Origin of the sequence: Chitinophaga polysaccharea (assembly GCF_902150045.1) — a bacterium.
Taxonomy (GTDB): domain Bacteria; phylum Bacteroidota; class Bacteroidia; order Chitinophagales; family Chitinophagaceae; genus Chitinophaga; species Chitinophaga polysaccharea_A.
The window spans coordinates 1,471,325-1,492,707 of sequence record NZ_CABFVU010000001.1; the positions used below are offsets into that span (position 1 = coordinate 1,471,325).

General features: G+C 45.3%; 19 protein-coding genes. 10 read left to right on the forward strand and 9 right to left on the reverse strand.

Going from position 1 to position 21,383, the window contains the following annotated elements:
* Positions 1-66 precede the first annotated feature (66 nt).
* The 3 genes from FN124_RS05895 (at position 67) to FN124_RS05905 (ending at position 1,590) form a co-directional block, all read left to right on the forward strand.
* Positions 67-540 carry a ribonuclease H-like YkuK family protein gene (locus FN124_RS05895; protein ID WP_079470056.1) on the forward strand — a complete coding sequence of 158 codons (474 nt, stop codon included), beginning with the start codon at positions 67-69 and terminating at the stop codon, positions 538-540.
* A gap of 153 nt (positions 541-693) precedes the next feature.
* A complete protein-coding gene (locus FN124_RS05900) occupies positions 694-1,167 on the forward strand; it encodes a hypothetical protein (RefSeq protein ID WP_142683821.1) in 474 nt (157 codons plus the stop codon).
* Between the two features lie 48 nt (positions 1,168-1,215).
* Positions 1,216-1,590 carry a hypothetical protein gene (locus FN124_RS05905; RefSeq protein WP_142683822.1) on the forward strand — a complete coding sequence of 125 codons (375 nt, stop codon included), beginning with the start codon at positions 1,216-1,218 and terminating at the stop codon, positions 1,588-1,590.
* Between the two features lie 62 nt (positions 1,591-1,652).
* Here the strand turns inward: FN124_RS05905 and FN124_RS05910 are convergent, their stop codons facing one another.
* The 5 genes from FN124_RS05910 to yihA all read right to left on the reverse strand — a co-directional run bounded on the left by FN124_RS05910 (position 1,653) and on the right by yihA (position 8,970).
* Positions 1,653-3,212, reverse strand: a complete 1,560-nt coding sequence (locus FN124_RS05910) for a SusD/RagB family nutrient-binding outer membrane lipoprotein (RefSeq protein WP_142683823.1) — start codon at positions 3,210-3,212, stop codon at positions 1,653-1,655.
* A gap of 26 nt (positions 3,213-3,238) precedes the next feature.
* Positions 3,239-6,589 (reverse strand): SusC/RagA family TonB-linked outer membrane protein, encoded by a 3,351-nt coding sequence (locus FN124_RS05915; RefSeq protein WP_142683824.1) that lies wholly within the window; start codon positions 6,587-6,589, stop codon positions 3,239-3,241.
* Between the two features lie 19 nt (positions 6,590-6,608).
* On the reverse strand, positions 6,609-7,589 hold the full coding sequence (locus FN124_RS05920) for a FecR family protein (protein ID WP_142683825.1): 981 nt from the start codon (positions 7,587-7,589) through the stop codon (positions 6,609-6,611).
* Between the two features lie 70 nt (positions 7,590-7,659).
* Positions 7,660-8,250 (reverse strand): RNA polymerase sigma-70 factor, encoded by a 591-nt coding sequence (locus tag FN124_RS05925; protein ID WP_142683826.1) that lies wholly within the window; start codon positions 8,248-8,250, stop codon positions 7,660-7,662.
* Between the two features lie 111 nt (positions 8,251-8,361).
* On the reverse strand, positions 8,362-8,970 hold the full coding sequence (gene yihA, locus FN124_RS05930) for a ribosome biogenesis GTP-binding protein YihA/YsxC (protein WP_142683827.1): 609 nt from the start codon (positions 8,968-8,970) through the stop codon (positions 8,362-8,364).
* Positions 8,971-9,056: 86 nt separating this feature from the next.
* Here yihA and ubiE point away from each other — a divergent pair, with 86 nt between their 5' ends.
* The 5 genes from ubiE (at position 9,057) to FN124_RS05955 (ending at position 14,978) form a co-directional block, all read left to right on the forward strand.
* Positions 9,057-9,803, forward strand: coding sequence for a bifunctional demethylmenaquinone methyltransferase/2-methoxy-6-polyprenyl-1,4-benzoquinol methylase UbiE (gene ubiE / locus FN124_RS05935; RefSeq protein ID WP_142683828.1), 747 nt, complete (start codon positions 9,057-9,059; stop codon positions 9,801-9,803).
* A complete protein-coding gene (porT, locus tag FN124_RS05940; protein WP_142683829.1) occupies positions 9,776-10,474 on the forward strand; it encodes a type IX secretion/gliding motility protein PorT/SprT in 699 nt (232 codons plus the stop codon). The genes ubiE and porT overlap by 28 nt, the downstream gene beginning before the upstream one ends.
* Positions 10,475-10,558: 84 nt before the next feature.
* The gene (locus FN124_RS05945) at positions 10,559-11,902 is read left to right on the forward strand and encodes a dihydroorotase (protein ID WP_142683830.1); all 1,344 of its coding nucleotides are present in this window, start codon (positions 10,559-10,561) and stop codon (positions 11,900-11,902) included.
* Between the two features lie 126 nt (positions 11,903-12,028).
* Positions 12,029-13,357 carry a MutS-related protein gene (locus FN124_RS05950; protein WP_142683831.1) on the forward strand — a complete coding sequence of 443 codons (1,329 nt, stop codon included), beginning with the start codon at positions 12,029-12,031 and terminating at the stop codon, positions 13,355-13,357.
* A gap of 85 nt (positions 13,358-13,442) precedes the next feature.
* Positions 13,443-14,978, forward strand: coding sequence for a YifB family Mg chelatase-like AAA ATPase (locus tag FN124_RS05955; RefSeq protein WP_142683832.1), 1,536 nt, complete (start codon positions 13,443-13,445; stop codon positions 14,976-14,978).
* Between the two features lie 3 nt (positions 14,979-14,981).
* Here the strand turns inward: FN124_RS05955 and FN124_RS05960 are convergent, their stop codons facing one another.
* Positions 14,982-15,185 (reverse strand): hypothetical protein, encoded by a 204-nt coding sequence (locus FN124_RS05960; RefSeq protein ID WP_260607443.1) that lies wholly within the window; start codon positions 15,183-15,185, stop codon positions 14,982-14,984.
* Positions 15,186-15,783: 598 nt separating this feature from the next.
* Here FN124_RS05960 and FN124_RS05965 point away from each other — a divergent pair.
* Positions 15,784-17,307, forward strand: a complete 1,524-nt coding sequence (locus tag FN124_RS05965) for a hypothetical protein (protein WP_142683833.1) — start codon at positions 15,784-15,786, stop codon at positions 17,305-17,307.
* Positions 17,308-17,818: 511 nt separating this feature from the next.
* On the opposite strand, the gene FN124_RS05970 is transcribed toward FN124_RS05965, so the two are convergent.
* Positions 17,819-18,052: a hypothetical protein gene (locus FN124_RS05970; RefSeq protein ID WP_142683834.1), complete on the reverse strand. Its 234-nt coding sequence runs from the start codon at positions 18,050-18,052 to the stop codon at positions 17,819-17,821.
* On the reverse strand, positions 17,967-18,323 hold the full coding sequence (locus tag FN124_RS31715; RefSeq protein WP_376765843.1) for a helix-turn-helix domain-containing protein: 357 nt from the start codon (positions 18,321-18,323) through the stop codon (positions 17,967-17,969). Before FN124_RS31715 ends, FN124_RS05970 begins: the two co-directional genes overlap by 86 nt.
* A 38-nt stretch (positions 18,324-18,361) precedes the next feature.
* Here FN124_RS31715 and FN124_RS05980 point away from each other — a divergent pair, with 38 nt between their 5' ends.
* Positions 18,362-18,883 carry a magnesium chelatase subunit ChlI family protein gene (locus tag FN124_RS05980; protein WP_142683836.1) on the forward strand — a complete coding sequence of 174 codons (522 nt, stop codon included), beginning with the start codon at positions 18,362-18,364 and terminating at the stop codon, positions 18,881-18,883.
* Positions 18,884-19,112: 229 nt separating this feature from the next.
* Here the strand turns inward: FN124_RS05980 and fusA2 are convergent, their stop codons facing one another.
* Positions 19,113-21,239: an elongation factor G2 gene (fusA2, locus tag FN124_RS05985; RefSeq protein ID WP_142683837.1), complete on the reverse strand. Its 2,127-nt coding sequence runs from the start codon at positions 21,237-21,239 to the stop codon at positions 19,113-19,115.
* Positions 21,240-21,383: the final 144 nt, after the last annotated feature.

Below are 21,383 nucleotides of genomic sequence, written 5' to 3' on the forward strand. Positions count from 1 at the left end.
TTACTTCAGCAGGCAGGCATTATAGCATAACCCAATTACGCATGTTCACCCTTAATATATACATGTATGCAATGGAGAAGATTTAATGGAGAGGTTATCCACCTTCCGGTAAAGGAAGAAGTACGACAAGCCATCGTCCGCGAAACCGCAAAGGGATTCCGGCTGAAGGTATGCATCGGAACTGATTCCCAGGTAAAAGGAGTAGATACGGAATTCGCCACAGTGATCGTATTCCTGCGGGAAGGTCATGGCGGATTTATGTTTATTCACAATGAAAAAACCAAAGACCGCTATTCTATCAAAGAGCGCATGCTGGTAGAAGTAGCCAAGAGTATTGAAATTGCGTATGAACTGTGCGACCTGTTTACAGAATATGATGTAGACATGGAAGTGCACGCAGACATCAATACCAACCCTCAGTTCAAAAGCAACCTGGCGCTACGGGAAGCAATGGGCTATATCCTGGGGATGGGCTTTGCCTTTAAAGCCAAACCCGAAGCCTTTGCCAGCAGCAGCTGCGCCAATAAGATAGTGAACTAAGGCGCCCCGTTTTTTTGTACCTCTCTCCAATTTTTTTGACGTGCTACCACGTCAGGTGGCGTTTTCTCCCCTTATCAAGCTATACAATCCCCTCTTTCCATTGTAACTTTTCACTGGTTTCTGCTCTATACATTCAATAAACACCCATTCTGTATGATACTACCAAAATCATTGGCAGCCGTATTGCTGCTGGCATCTCTCTGCGCGCTCTCCTGTAAAAAAGATATGGTGGAGGCTCCTGATACTACCTCATTGTTTGTTTTTGACGGAGGCTGGAGCGTTCCCAATGTGGAAAGCCAAACCTTGCAAATCACAGCAAACGGCAGCTACGTGATTACTCAAAAAAACAATGAGAAAAGCACCAGGGAATTGCCCCGTAATGTGCATGACAGCCTGAAGCCTTATCTAAGCAGCTTTCCAAGAACAGCTATCAAAGCCGATCCAAATACTTACTCTTCGCGTGGTGCAACTGATGTCCCTTTCCGGGCATTTATATATGTACAAAAAAATCCAATAGACAGTACTGAAATCTATTTAGATATACCCCTTGTATCAGTCCCTGCTTATTTTGCAGATTTTGAAAAAAAGATCAATCAAACGATCATCAACAATAAAATATTTAACTGATCACCCTATCTGGAAATTGTTGTTTTAATAACACCCAAATCTCCTGTTATGAAATTTTATTATTTCCTCCCTATCCTGTTTTTAATAACTGTTTTTTCTGCCTGTAAGAAGAAAGACGCTCCTCTGCTTACTTCCGTAGAAGGAAAATGGCGGCTGGCAAAAGTAGAAGGATGTTTCAGCGGGCAAGGCGCAGCTGTTACCAATAAGCAGGAAATAGTTTTCCACGGCAATCAGTATGCATTATTTGTCAATGATGTAAAAGAAAACGCCGACACGTTTCATATTAAGCAGGTTAACAACGAAACTGTGCTGACAATCGGCGAAAGCAATCAGTTCTTCGTCACTTTTAAAAGCGATGCAATCATTCTAACCCCCAACCTTTCAGATGCCTGCATAACGACGTACGGTAAAGTAGCTTACTGATGAAGAAATTATTATTAAGAAGGGAGATGAAAACGAATATCACTTTCATCCCCCTTCTTGCTTTAATCTTTCAATAACCACATCACACTGTTCACATTATCGCTACCGCTGAACTGCCGCTGGATAGCATTGTTGAGATTCGCATTGTTATAACTCAGCTCATTATCAGGGTAAAGCCATCTTACAGGAAACTGCGTGGCAGGCGTATTCAGGTTAGTGGTTACATTCAGTTTGAATACAGGATAACCTGTTCTTCTCTGCTCATACCAGGCATTGTAGTTTGCTCCCTGCAGGAACCCTGCGAGGTATTTTTGTGTAATGATCTGCGACAACTGCTGCTGCATACTGCCCGTGAGCGCCACCGATGTTACATAGCCCTGGATATAACTGTCGTCCATTTTCATATTGTGATGATAGTCTTCTACATCCGGTGTATATGCTGCTGTAAATTTCATGGAATTAGTGATGCCGGCTGCATAATAGTTTTGCGCAGGCGTACCGGTAATCCAGCCGCGCAGCGCTGCTTCTGCCAATACAAACTGTAATTCGGAATAGCTGAAAACACTTACCGGTTCTGCATTTACCAGGTTCACATAGCGGTTGTTCAGATCGGAATAATCTTTAGACAACCGGACAGACTGCAAAGCAGGAAACGCGTCAGACGGTTCTGCACCTACATAGGCATCATAATCATCTGCCGTTTTACCAGCTGCAATTTTAACTGGCGAAGGTTTGGCGTAGTAAAACAAACGACGATCATGCAATGCCTTCAGCGGATCTATCAGCGTGGCGGTGAGCATCGTGTAATTGGATTTCACAAAGGAGTTACCTGAACCGGCCGGTACATCAGACCAGGGATAGTTTTGCCCGGCTGCAGCGGTATAGGTGAGCGCAAAATTATCTGCATAGGAACGCATCAGCGGCCTGTTGGCCACTATATCTTTAAACCGTTCTATAACTTTCAGATCCGCATCAGTTGTTTTCCTGTACAGGTTCATCAGCACATGTAATTCGAAGCTGTTGGCCAGCCGGCGCCAGTTATCTACTTTACCGTTATAAACAGGATCGCCGCCAAAGTCTTTACCTTCTGCAAAAAGCAGGTTAGCACTGTCCAGTTCATTCAGTATACCGAGGAACACTGCTTTCTGTGTATCATACTCAGGTTGAATAAGATTCTCAGACTCTCCTTTTACAGCTTGTGAATAAGGAATATCGCCTACCTGGATGGTGGTCTGAAAAAATTGCCAGGCCCTGATAAAATGTCCCAAGGCATTATAGGATTTCCGGAGTTGTTCATCCGGCGCATAACCTATCATGGGTGGTACGTTACGCAGCAATGCGATCCTGTTAAAATTGGTTCTGCCCAACCTGTTATACTGGAAGCTCTCCTGTCCTTCTCCCCAGGTAAGATATTTGCCTAACAGGTAAGGCTGCATAAAGCTTTTGGTGGTGCTGATATCAGACCTGGTAATGCTCAGGATCATATTGGTGGCCAGCATAGCGGAGCTCACCTGTGTGGTTTTATTGGGGTTGGTATTGATCTTGTCAAATTTGGAGCAGCCTGCAGTCAACGCGGCTGTAAGGGATACTGCCAGTATATATTTCAATGAATTATTTTTCATGAGATTTATTTTGATGTTGAAAGATATCAGAACCCTACTCTGAAATTGATACCCAGCATCCGTTGCGATGGCGAGTTCAGGTTTTCATCATCCACATCGGGATCTGAAAATTTGAAAGCGGTGAACAGGAACAGGTTCTGTGCAGTGAGTGAAACAGATGCATTTTTTATACCGCTCTTCGCCAGCATAGTGGCAGGAAACCGGTATCCAACGGATATTTCACGCACCTTTACAAAGGTTTTCTTTTGCACGCCATAATCACCGCCCCTGAAGTTCTGTGCATAGTTCTGGTAAGATACTTTTGTATCGTTTACAGCATACTTACGGGTATCACTGGTAATGTTACCGAAGTTATCGTAAGCCACACTTCCTGAAGTAACCTTTACACCTTGGCCTACATAATTGGTAAGGCCGTTTACTACTTCATCATAACGGTACTGATTATCGGATTCAGGGTTGGTACCGGAGTCCCACATTTTATCATAGATATAGTTGTACATCAGTCCGCCGATACGGCCATCTATATTGAGAGATGCGGTAAAATTTTTATAGGAGAAGGTGTTAATAAAACCGAAGCTGAAATCCGGATCACTGTAACCGTACTTTTTCCTGTAATCGCTTTCCACGGGATAGCCGCTGTTGTGTATTACATTGCCATCCGGATCTCTCAGCCAGTAATAATCTGTATAGGTATCCAGTCTTTCCTTTTTCTTCACCCAGGGGCTTTGCGCGGAGTATACAGGATCGAGGTCTACATAATAACGGTGTTGGTTGGACCAGTTGATGGTAGATAACCATTGAAAATCTTTCTTCTTCATTACAGTACCGCCAACAGTAATTTCCAGGCCTTTCCTTACATAGGTTTCAGATGTATTTACCAGTGTGCTGAGGAAGCCCGAGGAGCCGGGAATAGAAACGGAAGTTTGCTGGTTGTAATAATACTTATTAAAATAGGCAACGTCTATATTCAGGCGCTTTTTAAACAGGTAAGCGGCAGTACCAATTTCCCAGGTGCGTTGTGAACTTGGCAGCAGGTTAACGCCCAGCAGGTTGCTGGGATAACTGGCGGAATTGGTGCCATTCCAGGCGCCCGTAACGGTAGAGTACAAGCGGTTGATATCATACACACCTGCGGGCGTTTTAAACGTAGCCCAGGAACCGCGTATTTTCCACATATCAGTAAATGCAGGCATCTTAAATAACTCAGACAATACCACACTGGAACCAACGGACGGATAAAAATATGCCCTGTTGTCTGCCGGTTGTGCAGAGTTCCAGTCGTTACGCCCAGTAGCGTCAATAAACACTGTATTACGCCAGCTTACGGCAGCTCTTCCATACAAACTGTTCACCTGCCTGCTGCTATAGGCGGGCGTGAAGGTAGGCGGTTCTACAGAGCCGTTGAGCGAAAAGAAAGTAGGGCTTGTTAACCCGTTTTTCGTGGAGGCTTTCAATCCTTCATCCACCCAGTAATAAATAGTTCCGCCTACCATTGCTTCGAAGTTCCAGTCGCCCGCCTTTTTATTGTAACTAAGCATGGCATCATCGTTGGTGCTCCAGCCCCAGGTATTATTGATACTGTATAATCCCCGGGCATTCCATCCACCGCGGGTAGAATAGATATTGGCGGTTGGGTTGGTAAAGGTCTCTTTGTTGTTGTAAACATCATAACCGATGCGTACCAGCAGGTTCAGATCCGGGGTGAATTTATAATTGGCGGTAAGACTTGCATTGGTAGTATTCTGCTGAATGGCATCCAGTTTTTCGTAGGCGATGAGATAGGGATTATCGTACCAGTTGGTATACATCCAGTTCTGCGTCTGATTGGGAGTTTTCCAGTAATCGCGGTACTGGCGGATATCGTATTCGGGGCCGGTCCACATGGTGAGCTGGTAAATATATCCCTGGTTACCATAGCCGGTTCCCCATACCTGTGGGGCCATCCGCTTGCTTACGCCCATATGTCCTTCGAGACTGAATTTTTCGGAAGCCTTCAATTCCCCGCCCAGGGTGAAATTATACATATTCAGTTTGGCATTGGGGAACTGTCCTTTATTGTAGATATGGTTCAGGGAAGCGCGGAAGCTGCCGTATTTACCACTTTGAGACACGTTGATGTTGTTATTGGTAACAATGCCCAGTTCCATAAAATTCTTCAGGTTATCTTTGCCTATGGAGTTCAGCGGCCTGTTATCTTCAAACTGTTTGGTAACGGGATTCCAGTCCCTGGCTGTATTTCCTGCATCCAGTCTGGGCCCCCATACGTAGTCGTTATCAATTTTCCCGTTCTGGCCACGGCCGTAAGAAGTTTGTGATTTAGGTATGGCCAGGAAACCGCTCTGGAACATGGTGTTGCTGTTCACGTTTACAGATAATCCTGTACCTGTTCCTTTTTTTGTGGTGATGAGGATTACGCCGCCGGCAGCCCTTGAGCCGTATAATGCCGAAGCAGTGGGCCCTTTGAGGATATCGAGGCTTTCTATATCATCTGTAGGAATATCGCGTAAGGTCATATTACCATAGGGTACACCATCTACTACCAGTAAAGCGCTTTCCCCTCTTAGTTCAATAGTAGGTTTCGCAAAAAATTCCGTGGAGTTCTTGATCACAAGGCCGGATACCTGGCCGGTAAGGGAAGTAGCCATATCTACTCCTTTCACGGTTTGTACTGCTTCTCCTTTTACCCGTTGCACAGCGTATCCCAGGGCTTTTTCCTGGCGTTTGATACCGAGCGCCGTAACCACCACCTGGTCGATACTGATGGCCTGATCGCTGAGCACAATGTGAACAGACTGTTCTCCTTTCACGGTATATTCTTTTGGCGTATAGCCCATGAAGCTGAACAACAGTACATCGCCATCCTTTACATTATCGATGGAAAAATTGCCGTCTTTATCTGTAATTGCGGCTTTGGAGGTACCTTTCACCTGAACAATAACGCCTGGCAATGCATTACCCAGAGAATCCCTTACCGAACCTTTAATACTTTGCAGTGGCGCGGTGTTAGCGGTTGCAGCCTGTACGGACTTTGCATCAGTGGCATCTTCCGCTTTTACCACGTATAGTTTTCCGTTGATTTTCCTGCATACCAATCCAAGCGGCGCCATACACTTGTTAAGGTTACTTTCAATATTATCTGCCTGAAAGGTATTTGTGTTTGGCAGGAGCACATTTTTTCCTTTCAGCAGATTGGTGTTGTAACTAAAGCGTACATCAAATTTTGCTTCCAGTTCATTGATCACGGTAATAAGTGGTACAGCGTTTACTTTGTTTTCAGGGGTGCCCGCTTTTAATTTCTGTGCTTCTGACCATTGCAAACAGCATAGCAAAGCAGTGACCATTATCAGTAGGGTACTGATTGATTTAACTCTTTTCATAACTAAGTTTTGGTTGTCTCTAAAGGATTTTTTTGTTGCTTACACGAATGATTCTGTGTTGTAAAATGAATTTTAAATTAAAGGTCTGTTCTATCGTAGCAATGGCCTGTTGCAGGTTATCAGACGGTATGTAACCTGTAAACAGTAATTCTCCTGTTTCTTCCTGATCAAATACTATTTCATAGTCATATTGTTCACCGAGTTTTTGCATCACTGTTCTCAAGGATTCTCCTTTGAATGCCATCAGGTTGTATCTCCAGGATGTCTGGAAGAGGGTATCTACTTTCAGCCTGGTGAGCATTCTGGTACTTGCGCTGTAATCGGCCATTTCGCCAGGATGCAGCAGCAGGGCGTCTCCTGTGCTGGTATTAACTTTTACGCTTCCTTCGTTCAGCACTACCGCAGCGTTGTTGTCTATGCTGCTCACATTAAAGGCAGTACCCAGTACATTTATATCAATACCACTGGCAGCATGTACTACAAACGGGTTACCGGCCTGGTGTATCACGGTAAAGAAGGCTTCTCCTTTCAGCCATACTTCCCTGCGTTTATTTTTACCGGGAGATGTGCTTACGGTGAGGCTGCTTCGCTGGTTAAGACTTATCACGGTACCATCCTCCAGCCGTATGGTTTGCACCTGGCGGGTGTTATTCGCAAAGTGGCGTTTATCATTTTTATCCCTGTAAAAGAACAATACGAGTGCTGCCAAGCCAACAAGCGGTACCAGGGCCGCCGCCACCCTGAACACGGTTCTTCTCCACAGCGGGATCACCGGTTTGGACGGTGTTTGCTGCATAATGGCGGTGAAAACCCGGTTGGCTGTATCTGCCGGCATTACGGGCCAGTTTTCCTGCTGCAGTAAATCCTCCACCTCCGGCAAATGCTCCGGCGCAGGGTTTTCCTGTAACCAGGCGAGAAGCTCCTGCCGCTCTTCCCGGGTACATTCCCTTTTGGTTAATTTAATAAAGAGAAGCCTGATCCGTTCCTTACTTTCTTCCATTGTTCACGGTTGACATAACACTAATACGATCGGATAACATTAAAAGACGATCGTTCCTGAAAATATTTTTTCAGAAACGGATGATATGGCAAAAGGCGGTAACGATAATCGAAATATCGGCGTGTTGGCAGAGATAGTGTCTTACAAAGCGGGAAGCTTTTACCAGCTGATCTCTCACGGTGTTAACGGAAATACCCAGCTGATCTGCTATTTCCTGGTTAGAGCAGCCCTGCACTTTGCTCATTCTGAAAATCAGCTGACGCTGGGCCGGCAGCCGGGCAATGGCATTCATTTTAATGACTTCCAGTTGCCTGGTGTAAAGGATATCGTCCATAAGGCCGGTATCTTCTGTATACATCTGCAGAAAATATTCACGGAATTTCTGGTCATGTACTGCTTTTCTCAGGTAATCAAATACATAATTGCGGGTAGTAGTATAGAGGTAAGATTTGATAGATAACTCCGGTTTCAGGGTATCTTTTTTTACCCATATCTTCATAAATACTTCCTGAACGGCGTCGGATGCTACTTCCGGTAACCCGCAGAGCTTCATGGTATAGCCATATATGTGATCCCGGTATTTTTCGTATAGCACCCGGAAGGCATCTTCATCTTGCTCTATTATCTTTTTACACAGTATTTCATCTGCGATATCCGGCATTCCAACAGTATTTAAGCAAAAAATACCATCACTGGCTGAGATAAACAAATAAATATAAAAAATTACCCCGGAATACCGGGGTAACAATAATGTGTATATAAGAAAGCATTACTAAGCGATGGCCCGGAATTGTGCATTCAGCTCATCAATGTAAGTGAGGATGGCATCCCTGCCGGTTTTCTTCACGGTAGAAGTAATAAAGTTCGGGGGGAGGAACTGCCAGGTTTCCCTCATTTTATTGAGGAATGCTTTTACATTTTTACTGACTTCCGCCTGGGTACTTTTATCTGCCTTAGTGAACACAAGGCTGAACGGCACATTCCATTCTCCCAGCTGGTTAATAAAATCAATATCAATTTTCTGTGGCTGATGGCGGCTGTCGATCAACACAAATACGCTGGCGAGGTTGGGCCGTTTACGCAGGTAATTTTCGATCATCTGTTCCCACTGGCGGCGCTGCGACAAACTTCTTTTGGCAAATCCGTAGCCGGGCAGGTCTACCAGGTACCAGGCGTTATTGATGGCAAAATGATTAATCATTTGTGTTTTACCCGGTGTTCCGGAAGTTTTGGCCAGTTTTTCATTGTTAGCCAGTATATTGATCAACGAAGATTTACCAACGTTAGAACGGCCGATGAATGCGTATTCCGGCCATATGGGGTTGGGGCATTTCTCCCAACTGGGGCTGCTGATAAGATATTCTGCTGATTTAATAATCATAATGATATTGCTTTGTTCCATTAAAAATCCCGTATCCCTGTTTTTGCATACTGTCACATGACTACATTTCTTTAACTTTGCGCACTATGTCAGAAAATGCAAATGTTCAGAAGATCGTTCCCTTTGAAGGATCAAAATTAAGCAAGAAGGAGCAGATAGCGACCATGTTTGATGATATTGCTTACCGCTACGACTTTCTTAATCACTTTATGTCGCTCGGGATCGACATTATATGGCGCAAAAAGGCACTGAGGTACCTGAAATCGCTTCAGCCCAAACTCATGCTGGACGTGGCTACCGGTACGGGCGACTTTGCTATTATGGCGGAAAAGCGGCTGCATCCCGACAAAATTGTGGGAATTGACATTTCCGAGGGAATGCTGAGCCACGGCCGGGAAAAGATCCTGAAAGCGGGGTTAAGCAACAAAATAACCCTGCAAGCCGGCGATAGCGAAACAATAAGTTTTCCCGATCAAACGTTTGATGCGATAACAGTGGCATTCGGTGTGCGTAATTTTGAGAACCTGGAGAAAGGATTGTCTGAGATGTACAGGGTTTTAAAGCCGGGTGGTAAATTGGTGATACTTGAATTTTCGAATCCCACAGTTTTTCCTATTAAACAATTATATAATTCGTATTTTCGTTATGTTACTCCCCTGATCGGGAAGTGGGTAGCCAAAAGCCAGGCGGCTTACAGTTACCTGCCGGAATCTGTGAAAGCGTTTCCCCAGGGTGAAGCAATGCGAACTATTTTAACCAATACCCGTTTCCAGGCCGTTACATGCAAAACGCTAACATTCGGCATATGTTCCATTTATTGCGCTACGCGCTGATATTCATTATATTCGGGGTACTTCCTGCAAGGGCGCAAACCCAGATGAATATGTTGGAACACGATGCAAAACCCTATTACTTTGGTATTACGCTGGCCGCAAACCAGTCGTATTTCAAACTGGAGCATTCCCCCGCTTTCCTGGCCAATGACTCTATTATGATAGCGGAGCCGCTGAAAACTATGGGGTTTAACCTGGGACTGCTGGCCAATGCCAGGCTGAGTGAGCATTTTGACCTGCGCTTTAACCCGCAGCTTATATTTGCTTCCAAAAACCTTTACTACCGCGACACTTACCCCAAACCCCAGGATACGGATAAAAAGATCGAGTCTATATTACTGAGCTTCCCCCTGCAGATCAAGTTTAAATCAGACCGCATAGGCAATATGCGCGTTTATACTATTGCAGGCCTTAAATATGATTATGACCTTGCTTCCAATGCCCGTTTACGCCGGGCGGAAGATCTTGTAAAGATCAGGAAGAGCGATTATGGCTATGAAGCCGGCGCCGGCTTTGAATTTTATTTCGAGAGCTTCATTTTTGCCCCGGAGTTTAAGATCAGCAACGGTTTCGGCAATGTACACGTGAAAGACCCCAACCTGCGGTATTCCAATGTGGTGGAGAAACTGCAATCAAGAATGATTGTGTTTTCGATTCATTTGGAGGGATAGGATCTATGATCGCCTCCGGCGACTTGTCTTGTTCAGGATCAGACTGATCAACCGTGATTACGCTGATTTTTTTACCTTTGCGCCATGCAAAACTACCTCATCAGGAATATAGCCGTGGTAAACGAAGGGCGCACCACGGTACAGGATGTATGGATCAAAGACCACCGCATTGAAAAAATAGCGCCAAATATCACCATCAGCGGTAACTACACTGAAATTAACGGGGAAGGTAAACACCTGTTACCGGGCGTTATAGACGACCAGGTGCATTTCCGGGAACCGGGCTTAACCCATAAAGCCAATATTTATACTGAAGCACGCGCTGCAGTAGCCGGCGGTACCACCAGCTTTATGGAAATGCCCAATACCAAACCGGCTGCGCTCACACAGGAACTGCTGGAAGATAAATACAGCATTGCCCAACAACATTCGCTGGCCAACTACTCCTTCTTTATGGGAGCCGCCAATGATAATGTGGAAGAAATACTGAAAACAAACGCCAAAAAAGAAAGTGTTTGCGGCGTAAAAATATTCATGGGATCTTCCACCGGTAACATGCTGGTAGATAACTACCTCACCCTTGAAACCGTATTCTCCAACAGTGAGTTGCTGATCGCCACCCATTGCGAAGATGAAAAAATCATCCGCGCCAACATGGAAGCCTACCAGCGGGAAAAAGGGGATCGCCTCACCGCAGCGGATCATCCGTTGATACGCAACGTAGAAGCCTGTTTTGAATCTTCCCTGGTAGCTATCCAGTTTGCACAGAAACACAATGCCCGCCTGCATATCCTGCATATCTCCACAGCAAGGGAGCTTCAGCTGTTTGGTAATATGCTGCCGCTGGCTGAAAAACGGATTACAGCAGAAGTGTGTGTTCATCACCTTCACTTCACCGCAGATGATTATGCCCAATATGGCAACCTGATCAAATGCAACCCTGCCATTAAATCAGCCGACAACAAAACCGCACTCTGGCAGGGGCTCCTGGACGACCGGCTGGATATCATTGCCACCGATCATGCCCCCCATACCTGGGAGGAAAAACAACAGCCTTACCTGCAGGCCCCTTCCGGCGTTCCGTTGGTGCAACACAGCCTGCTGCTGATGCTGGAATATGTAAAGAAAGGCAACCTCTCCCTGGAAAAAGTAGTGGAGAAAATGAGCCATGCGCCCGCTATCTGTTTCCAGATAAAGGAAAGAGGGTTTCTGAGAGAAGGGTATTATGCCGATTGCGTAATAGTGGATCTGCAGGACCAGACCAATGTTACCAAAGAGAATATTCATTATAAATGCGCCTGGAGCCCGTTTGAAGGTCATACTTTCCCGGCTGCGGTAACACATACTTTTGTAAGCGGCCACCTCGCTTATGCCAACGGCGTTTTTAATGAGAACGTATTGGGGCAGCGACTGGCCTTCAGCCGATAATATTTTTGCTACCGTAAATGCAGCTGGGATGGCTGCATTTACGGTAATGCCGGCACAGCCTTTCAATTCTTATGGAATTTTTCTATCCTTGCATCTTCCACCGTATATTCACCAAAAAGATGCTGCATGCAACTGGACAAAACATCCTACTACGACCTGTCTATTTTTAACCGCGACGAAGAATTCTCCCTGTTCCACCGCCTTGATTTCACTACCACAGCCGGCGGCCGTGAATACCTGCGGCAACTGTACAGTAATCCTTTATCCGACATCAATGCCATTAAGAACAGGCAGCGTGCATTGCAATACATCCTGGAACGGGAAAGCAACTGGCCGTCTATCATCTCCAACGGAACCATAGTAGTGGTGGAAAACTATATGGATGCGCAGATTGAGCCCATTTCCAGTACCGAAGGCATTGCTTTATACCTTCATGCGGTACTCAATAAAACCATCTATGCGCCTGATTACGGTTATATCAAATTCTCTTTCACGCAGCTGGTAATATTACTGAAAGGCTTCCGCACATTTATCAATGCCTTCAATTCCGATGAAACGCCAACGGTGTTGAAAGTGTTGCTGGACAGGGCACAGCAGCTGCTTACCAAAAAGGAATTTTATGATATTTTAAAAGCTGATGAAGAAGGCAAGCTGAATTTTGTAGAGATCCTCCGTTATGATAATTATATCCGGAAGAAACACAGGAAAGTGATCCAGGAACTGGTAACCCTTTACCAGCAGCTGGATGCCTTTTATGCGATGGCCAAGGCCATTAAGCATTTCAACCTGCAGTTCCCTGTTTTTTCCGGCAGCAGCAGGCCGGTTATTAAAGCCACACAACTTTATCATATCATTCTTCCCGAGCCCGTGGCATATGATGTAAAGCTCGATGAAGCGGCTCATTTCATGTTTCTTACCGGCGCCAATATGGCCGGCAAAACTACCTTTATCAAAGCCGCAGGAGTGGCCGTGTTCCTGGCACATATAGGCATGGGCGTGCCTGCTCAGGATATGGAGCTGAGCTTCTTTCACGGCATCTTCAGTAACATCCAGGTACAGGATAATATTTTTAAGGGAGAAAGCTATTTTTACAGTGAAGTACAACGCATCAAAAATACCATCCTGCAAATCAGCAACGGTAAAAACTGGCTGGTACTGATCGATGAAATGTTTAAAGGCACTAACGTGGAAGATGCCCGGAATTGTTCCCTGGCCGTGATCAGGGGATTTCTTCAAAGCACCAACTGCCTGTTCATCCTTTCCACACACCTGTATGAAGTAGCGGAAGAACTGAGCAATGAAAAACGGATCCAGTTCAAGTATTTTGAATCGACCGTTATTGATGATGACCTTCATTTTACTTACCTGCTGAAAGATGGAATCGCCAAAGAAAAAATTGGTTACCTGATCCTTAAAAGAGAGAAGGTACTGGATCTGCTTACTCAGATAAAATAACTGGAAGCATTTAACTGCCGGGAGCTTAACAACGTTTTCCAGCAGTTAAATGCTTATATTCGTACCTGTTAACCCAGATATCCATATGATTGTTAAAACCTACGGCAGCGCCATCCTTGGCGTAAATGCCATTACCATTACCATAGAGGTAAATGTATCTTCCAAAGGCAATAAATTATTCATTGTCGGGCTGCCAGACAATGCTGTAAAGGAAAGCGAACGGCGTATAGAGTCCACTATCCAGTGTATGGGACTGCGCATGCCCAGAACGCGGACCGTGGTAAATATGGCGCCTGCGGCTATACGCAAGGCCGGCGCAGCGTACGACCTGCCCATTGCCGCCGGTATTATTGCCGCTTCCGGGCAGGTATCGCCCATGCACCTGGAGCACTATGTGCTTATGGGAGAGCTTTCGCTGGATGGCACCATCCAGCCTGTTAAAGGCGCGCTGCCAATAGCCATGCAGGCGTTGAAAGACGGCTTCCAAGGGTTTATACTGCCCAGGCAGAATGCGCTGGAAGCCGCTATGGTGGATGGTTTGAAAGTATATGGCATTTCACATATTTCCGAAGCCATTAACTTTTTGAATGATCCTGGTAGTCTTACGCCTGTTTCAGCACGGCGTGATGAGTTCTATTCCACGCAGACCGGTTTCAATATTGATTTCAGTGAAGTTAAAGGCCAGCAACAGATCAAGCGTGCCCTTGAAATTGCCGCTGCCGGTGGTCACAACGCAATACTGATAGGACCGCCCGGAGCCGGCAAAACCATGCTGGCAAAGCGACTGCCTACCATACTGCCGCCACTCACCTTACAGGAAGCACTGGAAACCACTAAAATTCATTCCGTGGCCGGCAAGTTGCCGGAGCACACTTCACTGATCACCCACCGCCCGTTCCGTTCCCCGCATCACACCATCAGTGATGCCGCATTGGTAGGCGGCGGCAGCATCCCGCAGCCGGGAGAGATTTCACTGGCACATCACGGTGTACTGTTCCTTGATGAGCTGCCTGAGTTTAAACGGAAGGTGCTGGAAGTAATGCGGCAACCGGTAGAAGAAAGAAGAGTGACCATTTCCCGGGCAAGAACGGCTATCGACTTTCCCGCCAACTTCATGTTGCTGGCATCTATGAATCCCTGCCCCTGCGGGTATTTCAACCATCCGGATAAGGAATGTTCCTGTGCTCCCGGGCAGGTACAGGAATACCTGAATAAAGTATCCGGGCCGCTGCTGGATCGTATAGACCTCCACGTGGAAGTAACGCCGGTGAAGTTTGCGGACCTGTCGTCGACCAATGCCGCAGAGAAAAGTACGTATATACGTGAACGTGTGATCGCTGCTAGGGCTATCCAGGCCAGCAGGTTTGCCGCTTATGAAGGGATTTACTGCAATGCGCAAATGCATAGCCGCCTGTTGGCAACGGTGTGCGTGATCAGTGATAAATGCAGGGAACAACTGGGGCTGGCCATGGAGAAACTAAAGCTATCCGCCCGTGCTTACGACCGGATACTGAAGGTAAGCAGAACAATTGCCGACCTTGAAGGAAGTCATAGTGTAGAACCTGTGCATATGGCCGAAGCCATACAGTTCAGGAGCCTTGACAGGGAAGGCTGGAGGTGAAGGTTACACTACTTCTTCTTTCAGGTATTCATCGCTGAGTTTCTTCTGAATTTCCGGGGGCACGGGCGCATATTCCGCAAACGCAGCGTGGACCTTTGCCTTGCCCTGGGTAACATTACGCAATGCGGCGAACAACTTATCCAGTTCCGCCTGTGGCGTACGGGCTTTGATCACCTGGTACCCGTTCAGTGTATCCATGCCCGTTATAACGCTGCGGCGGCAAAACTGTCATTCCTTCTACTATCCGAGAATTCAGTTTTCTCAGCGGAAGCTCAATTTGATTAATAACAGGTATCATTGACGTTGATGTGAGCTGCGCCCAGAAATTGCTGCCGTTGATAAAATTCAGAAACGCAGAGGCGTAGAGCTGGTCACTACCCGTAAATAACGGCATGCCGCTCCCCGCAACTAGCGCAGGAAGAGGTCTACCGCCAGCTACTACCATCCTGGTATGGCGGTGAACAGATCCGGCGCCTGACCGATGATCAAACCGACGGTTCTCTTGGAAATTTCTTACACAAGTTTAATGGCCCTGTCCTCTATTGCTCATACATTCACACTTATATTCTGAGCCGGGGAAAAAACTCTAGAAGGGCTACATTGAACAATAGATAGTATTGTGATTAATAGGCCAAATGTGTATCAAAACTGCTTGGAAAAATTGAAAAATTAGCTCTAGAATTAGGCATAATCTGCACAGATAAAGCCAACAATGCCCCAAAGTGCATGGCTGAAGATACTTTAATATCAGCTCTATAACCGCTTATCAGCAAATTGCGATTGTTTTCGGCAAAATAATAATCATATGAAAACGTCCATTAACCTAATATCCATATTCTGTAAAATAGGGTTAGTAATTTTGTTTATAAGTTGCACCAAGAAAGATTCCTCTGTTTCGAAATCAGACCATCCGATTAATAGCACAGAAGATTTTCAGAAAAAATTTGATTCAACTGGATTTGCTCGTCAATTAGTAGCCCGGTTTAATGACACATTGAATATTAATTGGAATCCTGAATGGAATCAAATGTCTACAGCTCTGCCAAAAGATAGCCTATACTATTACTATATTCCTTTGAAACCGGGGCTTTTTCACAATGAGAAATCCGATGCACACTACAATGTGAGAACCGTCGGGACTCTTCAGTTTCTTATTGTACAAGCGAACCCAAAAGGAAATGCTCAATTTTTTAGAGGAACATATTCATTGGATAATAATAAAGGCGACACGATTAGGCGAATTGACTTTGCACGGTTTACCGGCTGGGTTTTGATTGATGATTTTAAGGGAAACACCTGGCTAAGGCACTATAATTTTGGTATGATACAAGACCCCCATAGGCAGGTAGAGGTCATAAGTGGTGCAAAAACTGAAATGATTGTTTGTGACCAAAATTGTACTTGGACTTCCTATTGTGAAGGAGCTGATCTTGGCCATGGAGACTTTACAGTGACTACAACTACAGGAAGTTCCGGAGGAGCTTGTCCTACTCCCACTGGACAGGGGGCGCAATGTTCAGCATGGAATGGACAACCGAAAGGTTGGTCAATAAGTAACGTAGAATATATAAATTGCAGGGATAGCGAAAACCCTGGCATTCCATTGCCAAGGATTCCCGGACAAGGTGGCGGGGAAACAGGGGAGACAGGATACACAATAGAGGAAGAGAATTTGTTTAAGGCGTTTGCAGCCAGCATTCGAGATTCATTAACTCATCCATGTCTCATCAATATCCTTGAAAGGATTAGGGGGCTTGGTCAGACTTATACACTTGGGATAATGATTCGAAAAATAGATGGAAACGCGCCCGGTTGGAACTGGACGATCAAGGAAGGCAAATTGGGAACAGGTCTGAATGCACAGACCCATGTAGAGGGGAGGTCAGTGACAACTGTTCTCAATTATGACGTGTTAAAAAATGCAACTGAATTATCAATAGCAAGAACAATATTCCATGAAGCGGTACATGCTCATATTTCTTTGTATTTTATTAACGACCCAATAAACGCTAATAAGTCATATCCTGATATCGTAAATGCTTACATAAATTCAAAGAACCCGGATTACAACAAAATTCAGCATGATCAGATGATTAATTTTTTTGTGGGTGAAATTGCCGAAGCAATGTTTAGATATGGTAATGCGGCTGGTTATACGGAAAAAATAGGTATTTATTCGGATCTCGCGTGGGGAGGATTGGATTTTTGGAATAATAGTCAAGTTATGACACAACAAGCAAAAGAAAGAATACAGGCACGACTTGAGGCAGAACAAACAGGTGTTGCTAATGAAAATGCTACTCCGATCGGGAAGAGAACTTGTAAATAAATTATATATTCATGAAAGCCACTAGATTAATAACAATTGGAACCGTGATAGTATCATGTTGTGGGATGTTTGTTTTTCATTCTTGTAAACATACTAATAAGATAGTTAATGTTAATTCCAATGATACATCACAGGTGCGTTTGATAATTGAAAAAGCTGACATCCCTAATTCGGTTATTAAAGGATACATTAAGAGGGATTCATATACAACTCCAATAAACATGGGTGATATATGGATCAAAAAACAACGAATACCTTGCAATGAGGCCGGTTTCTTCAACAAGGAACTAGATCCAGGCACATATAATATACTCGTTAGAGGATTAAACTTTAATAGTATTCAATATAAGATAACGGTAAAAAAAGGTGAGATATACAACCTGACTTTCAATCTGCAGCCATATATTTTTAAGAATAAAATTCCTTGATATCCAATTCCAGAACCTGAGTGGCAATGGCACTGGCGCAGATTGCCAACACCGGATTCCTTTGAGTACTAAATATATCGGGCTCATCCAACAAATAATTCCGCAACTTCTTCTCGTGTCATCAATTTTTCAAGTCGCCTGTTCCTTAATTTCTCTCCAATGGTAACTGGATTTTCGACATATCCCGCTCCTCGATTATCAAAATCGTTTTTGTCAAACATTGCAAGTTTATCAGTTGAAAGCGCAATAATTTTTCCTCGAATATTTCTTCCTGGCATTGATTTTCCGCACTCGTAATATTGGATTGTTGATTTCATTTACGCTTAACATTTTAGCTAATGAAGCTTGAGTGAGCCCGTTCATATAGCGATACATCGTTATTCTTCCACTTAGCTTATCAGTATTTAAGGTAAAGGGGAAGTAGCCTAAAAATTCAATGACCTTGGGGTAAAGTTGAATGCCGGGTTGGGATTTATTGTTTTCCCATAAAGTAACACTTGATTCAGAAACGCCCATCAGTTCTGCTAGTTCAATTTGGAGCATTCCTTTTTCAATTCGTCGATTTCGCACCTTCTCACCCAGCGTCACGGGATTACTTAAATACTTGCTTCCCAATGGTTTAGGTACTGTCTCGTCAATTTTGGAAAAAGGCAACGCATCTATGCCCCTGCGGGTATTTCAACCATCCGGATAAGGAATGTTCCTGTGCTCCCGGGCAGGTACAGGAATACCTGAATAAAGTATCCGGGCCGCTGCTGGATCGTATAGACCTCCACGTGGAAGTAACGCCGGTGAAGTTTGCGGACCTGTCGTCGACCAATGCCGCAGAGAAAAGTACGTATATACGTGAACGTGTGATCGCTGCTAGGGCTATCCAGGCCAGCAGGTTTGCCGCTTATGAAGGGATTTACTGCAATGCGCAAATGCATAGCCGCCTGTTGGCAACGGTGTGCGTGATCAGTGATAAATGCAGGGAACAACTGGGGCTGGCCATGGAGAAACTAAAGCTATCCGCCCGTGCTTACGACCGGATACTGAAGGTAAGCAGAACAATTGCCGACCTTGAAGGAAGTCATAGTGTAGAACCTGTGCATATGGCCGAAGCCATACAGTTCAGGAGCCTTGACAGGGAAAATTGGGGGAACTAAGTCCGAACAGGGTGAAAGGAATAAAGTAAAATTCAAAATTATAACCAACATAATCCTGAGTACCAATCAGCACAGCTGGAAATGTGGCCTATGGCGGAATTGATGCAAAGCAACAATGTTCCTTTCACTATTCGGCCAACAAAAGTTCGGCAGGAGCAATCTTCCCCGCAACTATCAGGCGATTACATCCAGGTCTTCTTTCTGAAATGAAATCCGGCGCCTATAGCGGTTACACACCCAGATCTTCTTTATAACTTTCACTCAGCTTCCGCTGCATTTCTGCGGGAACGGGCGCGTATTCAGCGAACCGGGACTTTAGCTTGGCTTTGCCCTGGGTAACATTACGCAGCGCTGCAAACAGCTTGTCTATTTCCGCCTGTGGCGTGCGTGCTTTGATGACCTGGTAACCATTCAGTGTATCCATTCCCGTTATAATGCTCCGATGCGTTTGCAGTTCGCTCATAATATCGCCCATCATAACATCCGGAGCCACCGCCTCCAGGTCGTAAACCGGCTCCAGCAGCTGCGGTGCCGCCTGGTGGAAGGCTTCGCGGAAAGCCATCATACCGGCTATTTTAAAGGAAATATCGTTACTGTCCACCGGGTGCATTTTACCATCGTATACGCTCACACGTATATCGCGTACGTACGAGCCGGTAAGTGGCCCTTCCTGCATTTTCTCCATCACCCCTTTGAGAATGGATGGCAGGAAGCGGCTATCAATAGCGCCCCCTACGATACAGTTGTTGAATACCAGTTTGCCGCCCCAGTTCAGCGCTATCTCTTCAGATTCGCGCACGGTGTGCTCTTTATAGGGCGGCATACCCTCATACCAGGGCTCTATTTTCATAAATACCTCTCCGAACTGGCCCGCACCACCGGATTGCTTTTTGTGGCGATAGGAAGCCTGGGCGGGCTTCTGAATGGTTTCACGGTAGGGTATTTTTGCCGCATGGAATGCCACCTGCATTTTATAAATATTTTCGAGCCGCCATTTGGTAACGAGTAAATGCAGTTCTCCCTGTCCGTGGAGGATCACCTGTTTCAGTTCCCGGTTAAACTCCACAATCAGCGTAGGGTCTTCCATGTGAATTTCCGCCAGTACCTCGCTGAGCTTTTCATCATCGGCCTTGTTCTTCGCTTCAATGGCTACACGCACTTTAGGGGCTGGAAAATCGATAGGAGTAATTTGCCCGGGGAAATTTTTCTCTGCCAGTGTCTGATTGGTGACTGTGTTTTTCATTTTCAGTGTGCAACCTATGTCCCCCGCCCGGAGGCGTTCTATATTATTGCGATTTTTCCCGTCTGCAATAAACAGCTGGCTGATACGCTCGGTAGTATTGCCTGCTTCGTTGACCAGCTCCATACCGCCTTTTACTTCTCCCGACATTACTTTAAAATAGGTAAGTCTCCCGATATGTGGCTCCTGTAAAGTTTTAAAAACAAATAATCCCGCCGGACCGGCAGGATCACAGGGAACAGATTTGCCTCCGGTAGTGGTTTCCGCAGGCATTTCCACTGCACCGGGGGCTACATTATCGATAAATCCCATCAGGCGGCCGCTGCCCATATTATTTTTAGCGGATAAGCAGAACAGGGGAAACACGTGATGATTGAGCATACCTATCTTGATACCCTGGCGAAGCTCATCTTCATCAAGACTACCTTTTTCAAAATACAGTTCCATCAGGGTGTCATCATTTTCAGCGGCTTTCTCCACCAGCTCGTTGTGTAGCTTATCAGCCCTTTCCTTTTCGCTATCGGGGATGGGGAGTTTTTCGGGTTTACCACCACCTTCCGGGAAGCGGTACATGGTCATTTTCAGGAGATCGATGATGGCATTGAACCCGGGACCGGTGTTAACGGGATACTGCATAATGGTAACAGGGCTGCCGAGCACCCGGACGGCATCTTCCACTGTTTTATTAAAGTTGGCGAGTTCCCCATCCAGCTGGTTAACGGCCAGTATGGTGGGTTTCCGGTACTTATCCACATAATCCCATACCAGCTCCGTTCCCACTTCTACCCCGTATTGGGCATTAAGCAGGAGAACAGCCGTATCAGATACGCGGATGGCTGCAATTACCTCCCCTATGAAATCTTCCAGTCCGGGGGTGTCTATAATATTGATCTTATAATCTTTCCATTCAGTGTGCATCAGGGTAGCATATACGGAGTTTCCCCGTTCATGCTCAATATCGTGGTAGTCAGACACGGTATTTTTCTCTTCAATTGAGCCTCGTTTACTGATGATGCCGGCTTCAAATAACATGGTTTCAGAGAGGGTAGTTTTGCCGCTTTTGGGTGCACCTAACAGTACGATGTTTTTGATATGTTTTTCATCATACGTTTTCATATGTGGAGATTTATTTAGATAATAGATATCTCACCTGTGTCTTTACAAAGAACTTACTATTAAGTTAACGTTTTTTGACTAAAATAGCCAGTACTTTTCCCCGGAATATGTTGCAACATACAGTAACTTTGCACCTCAGGAAAA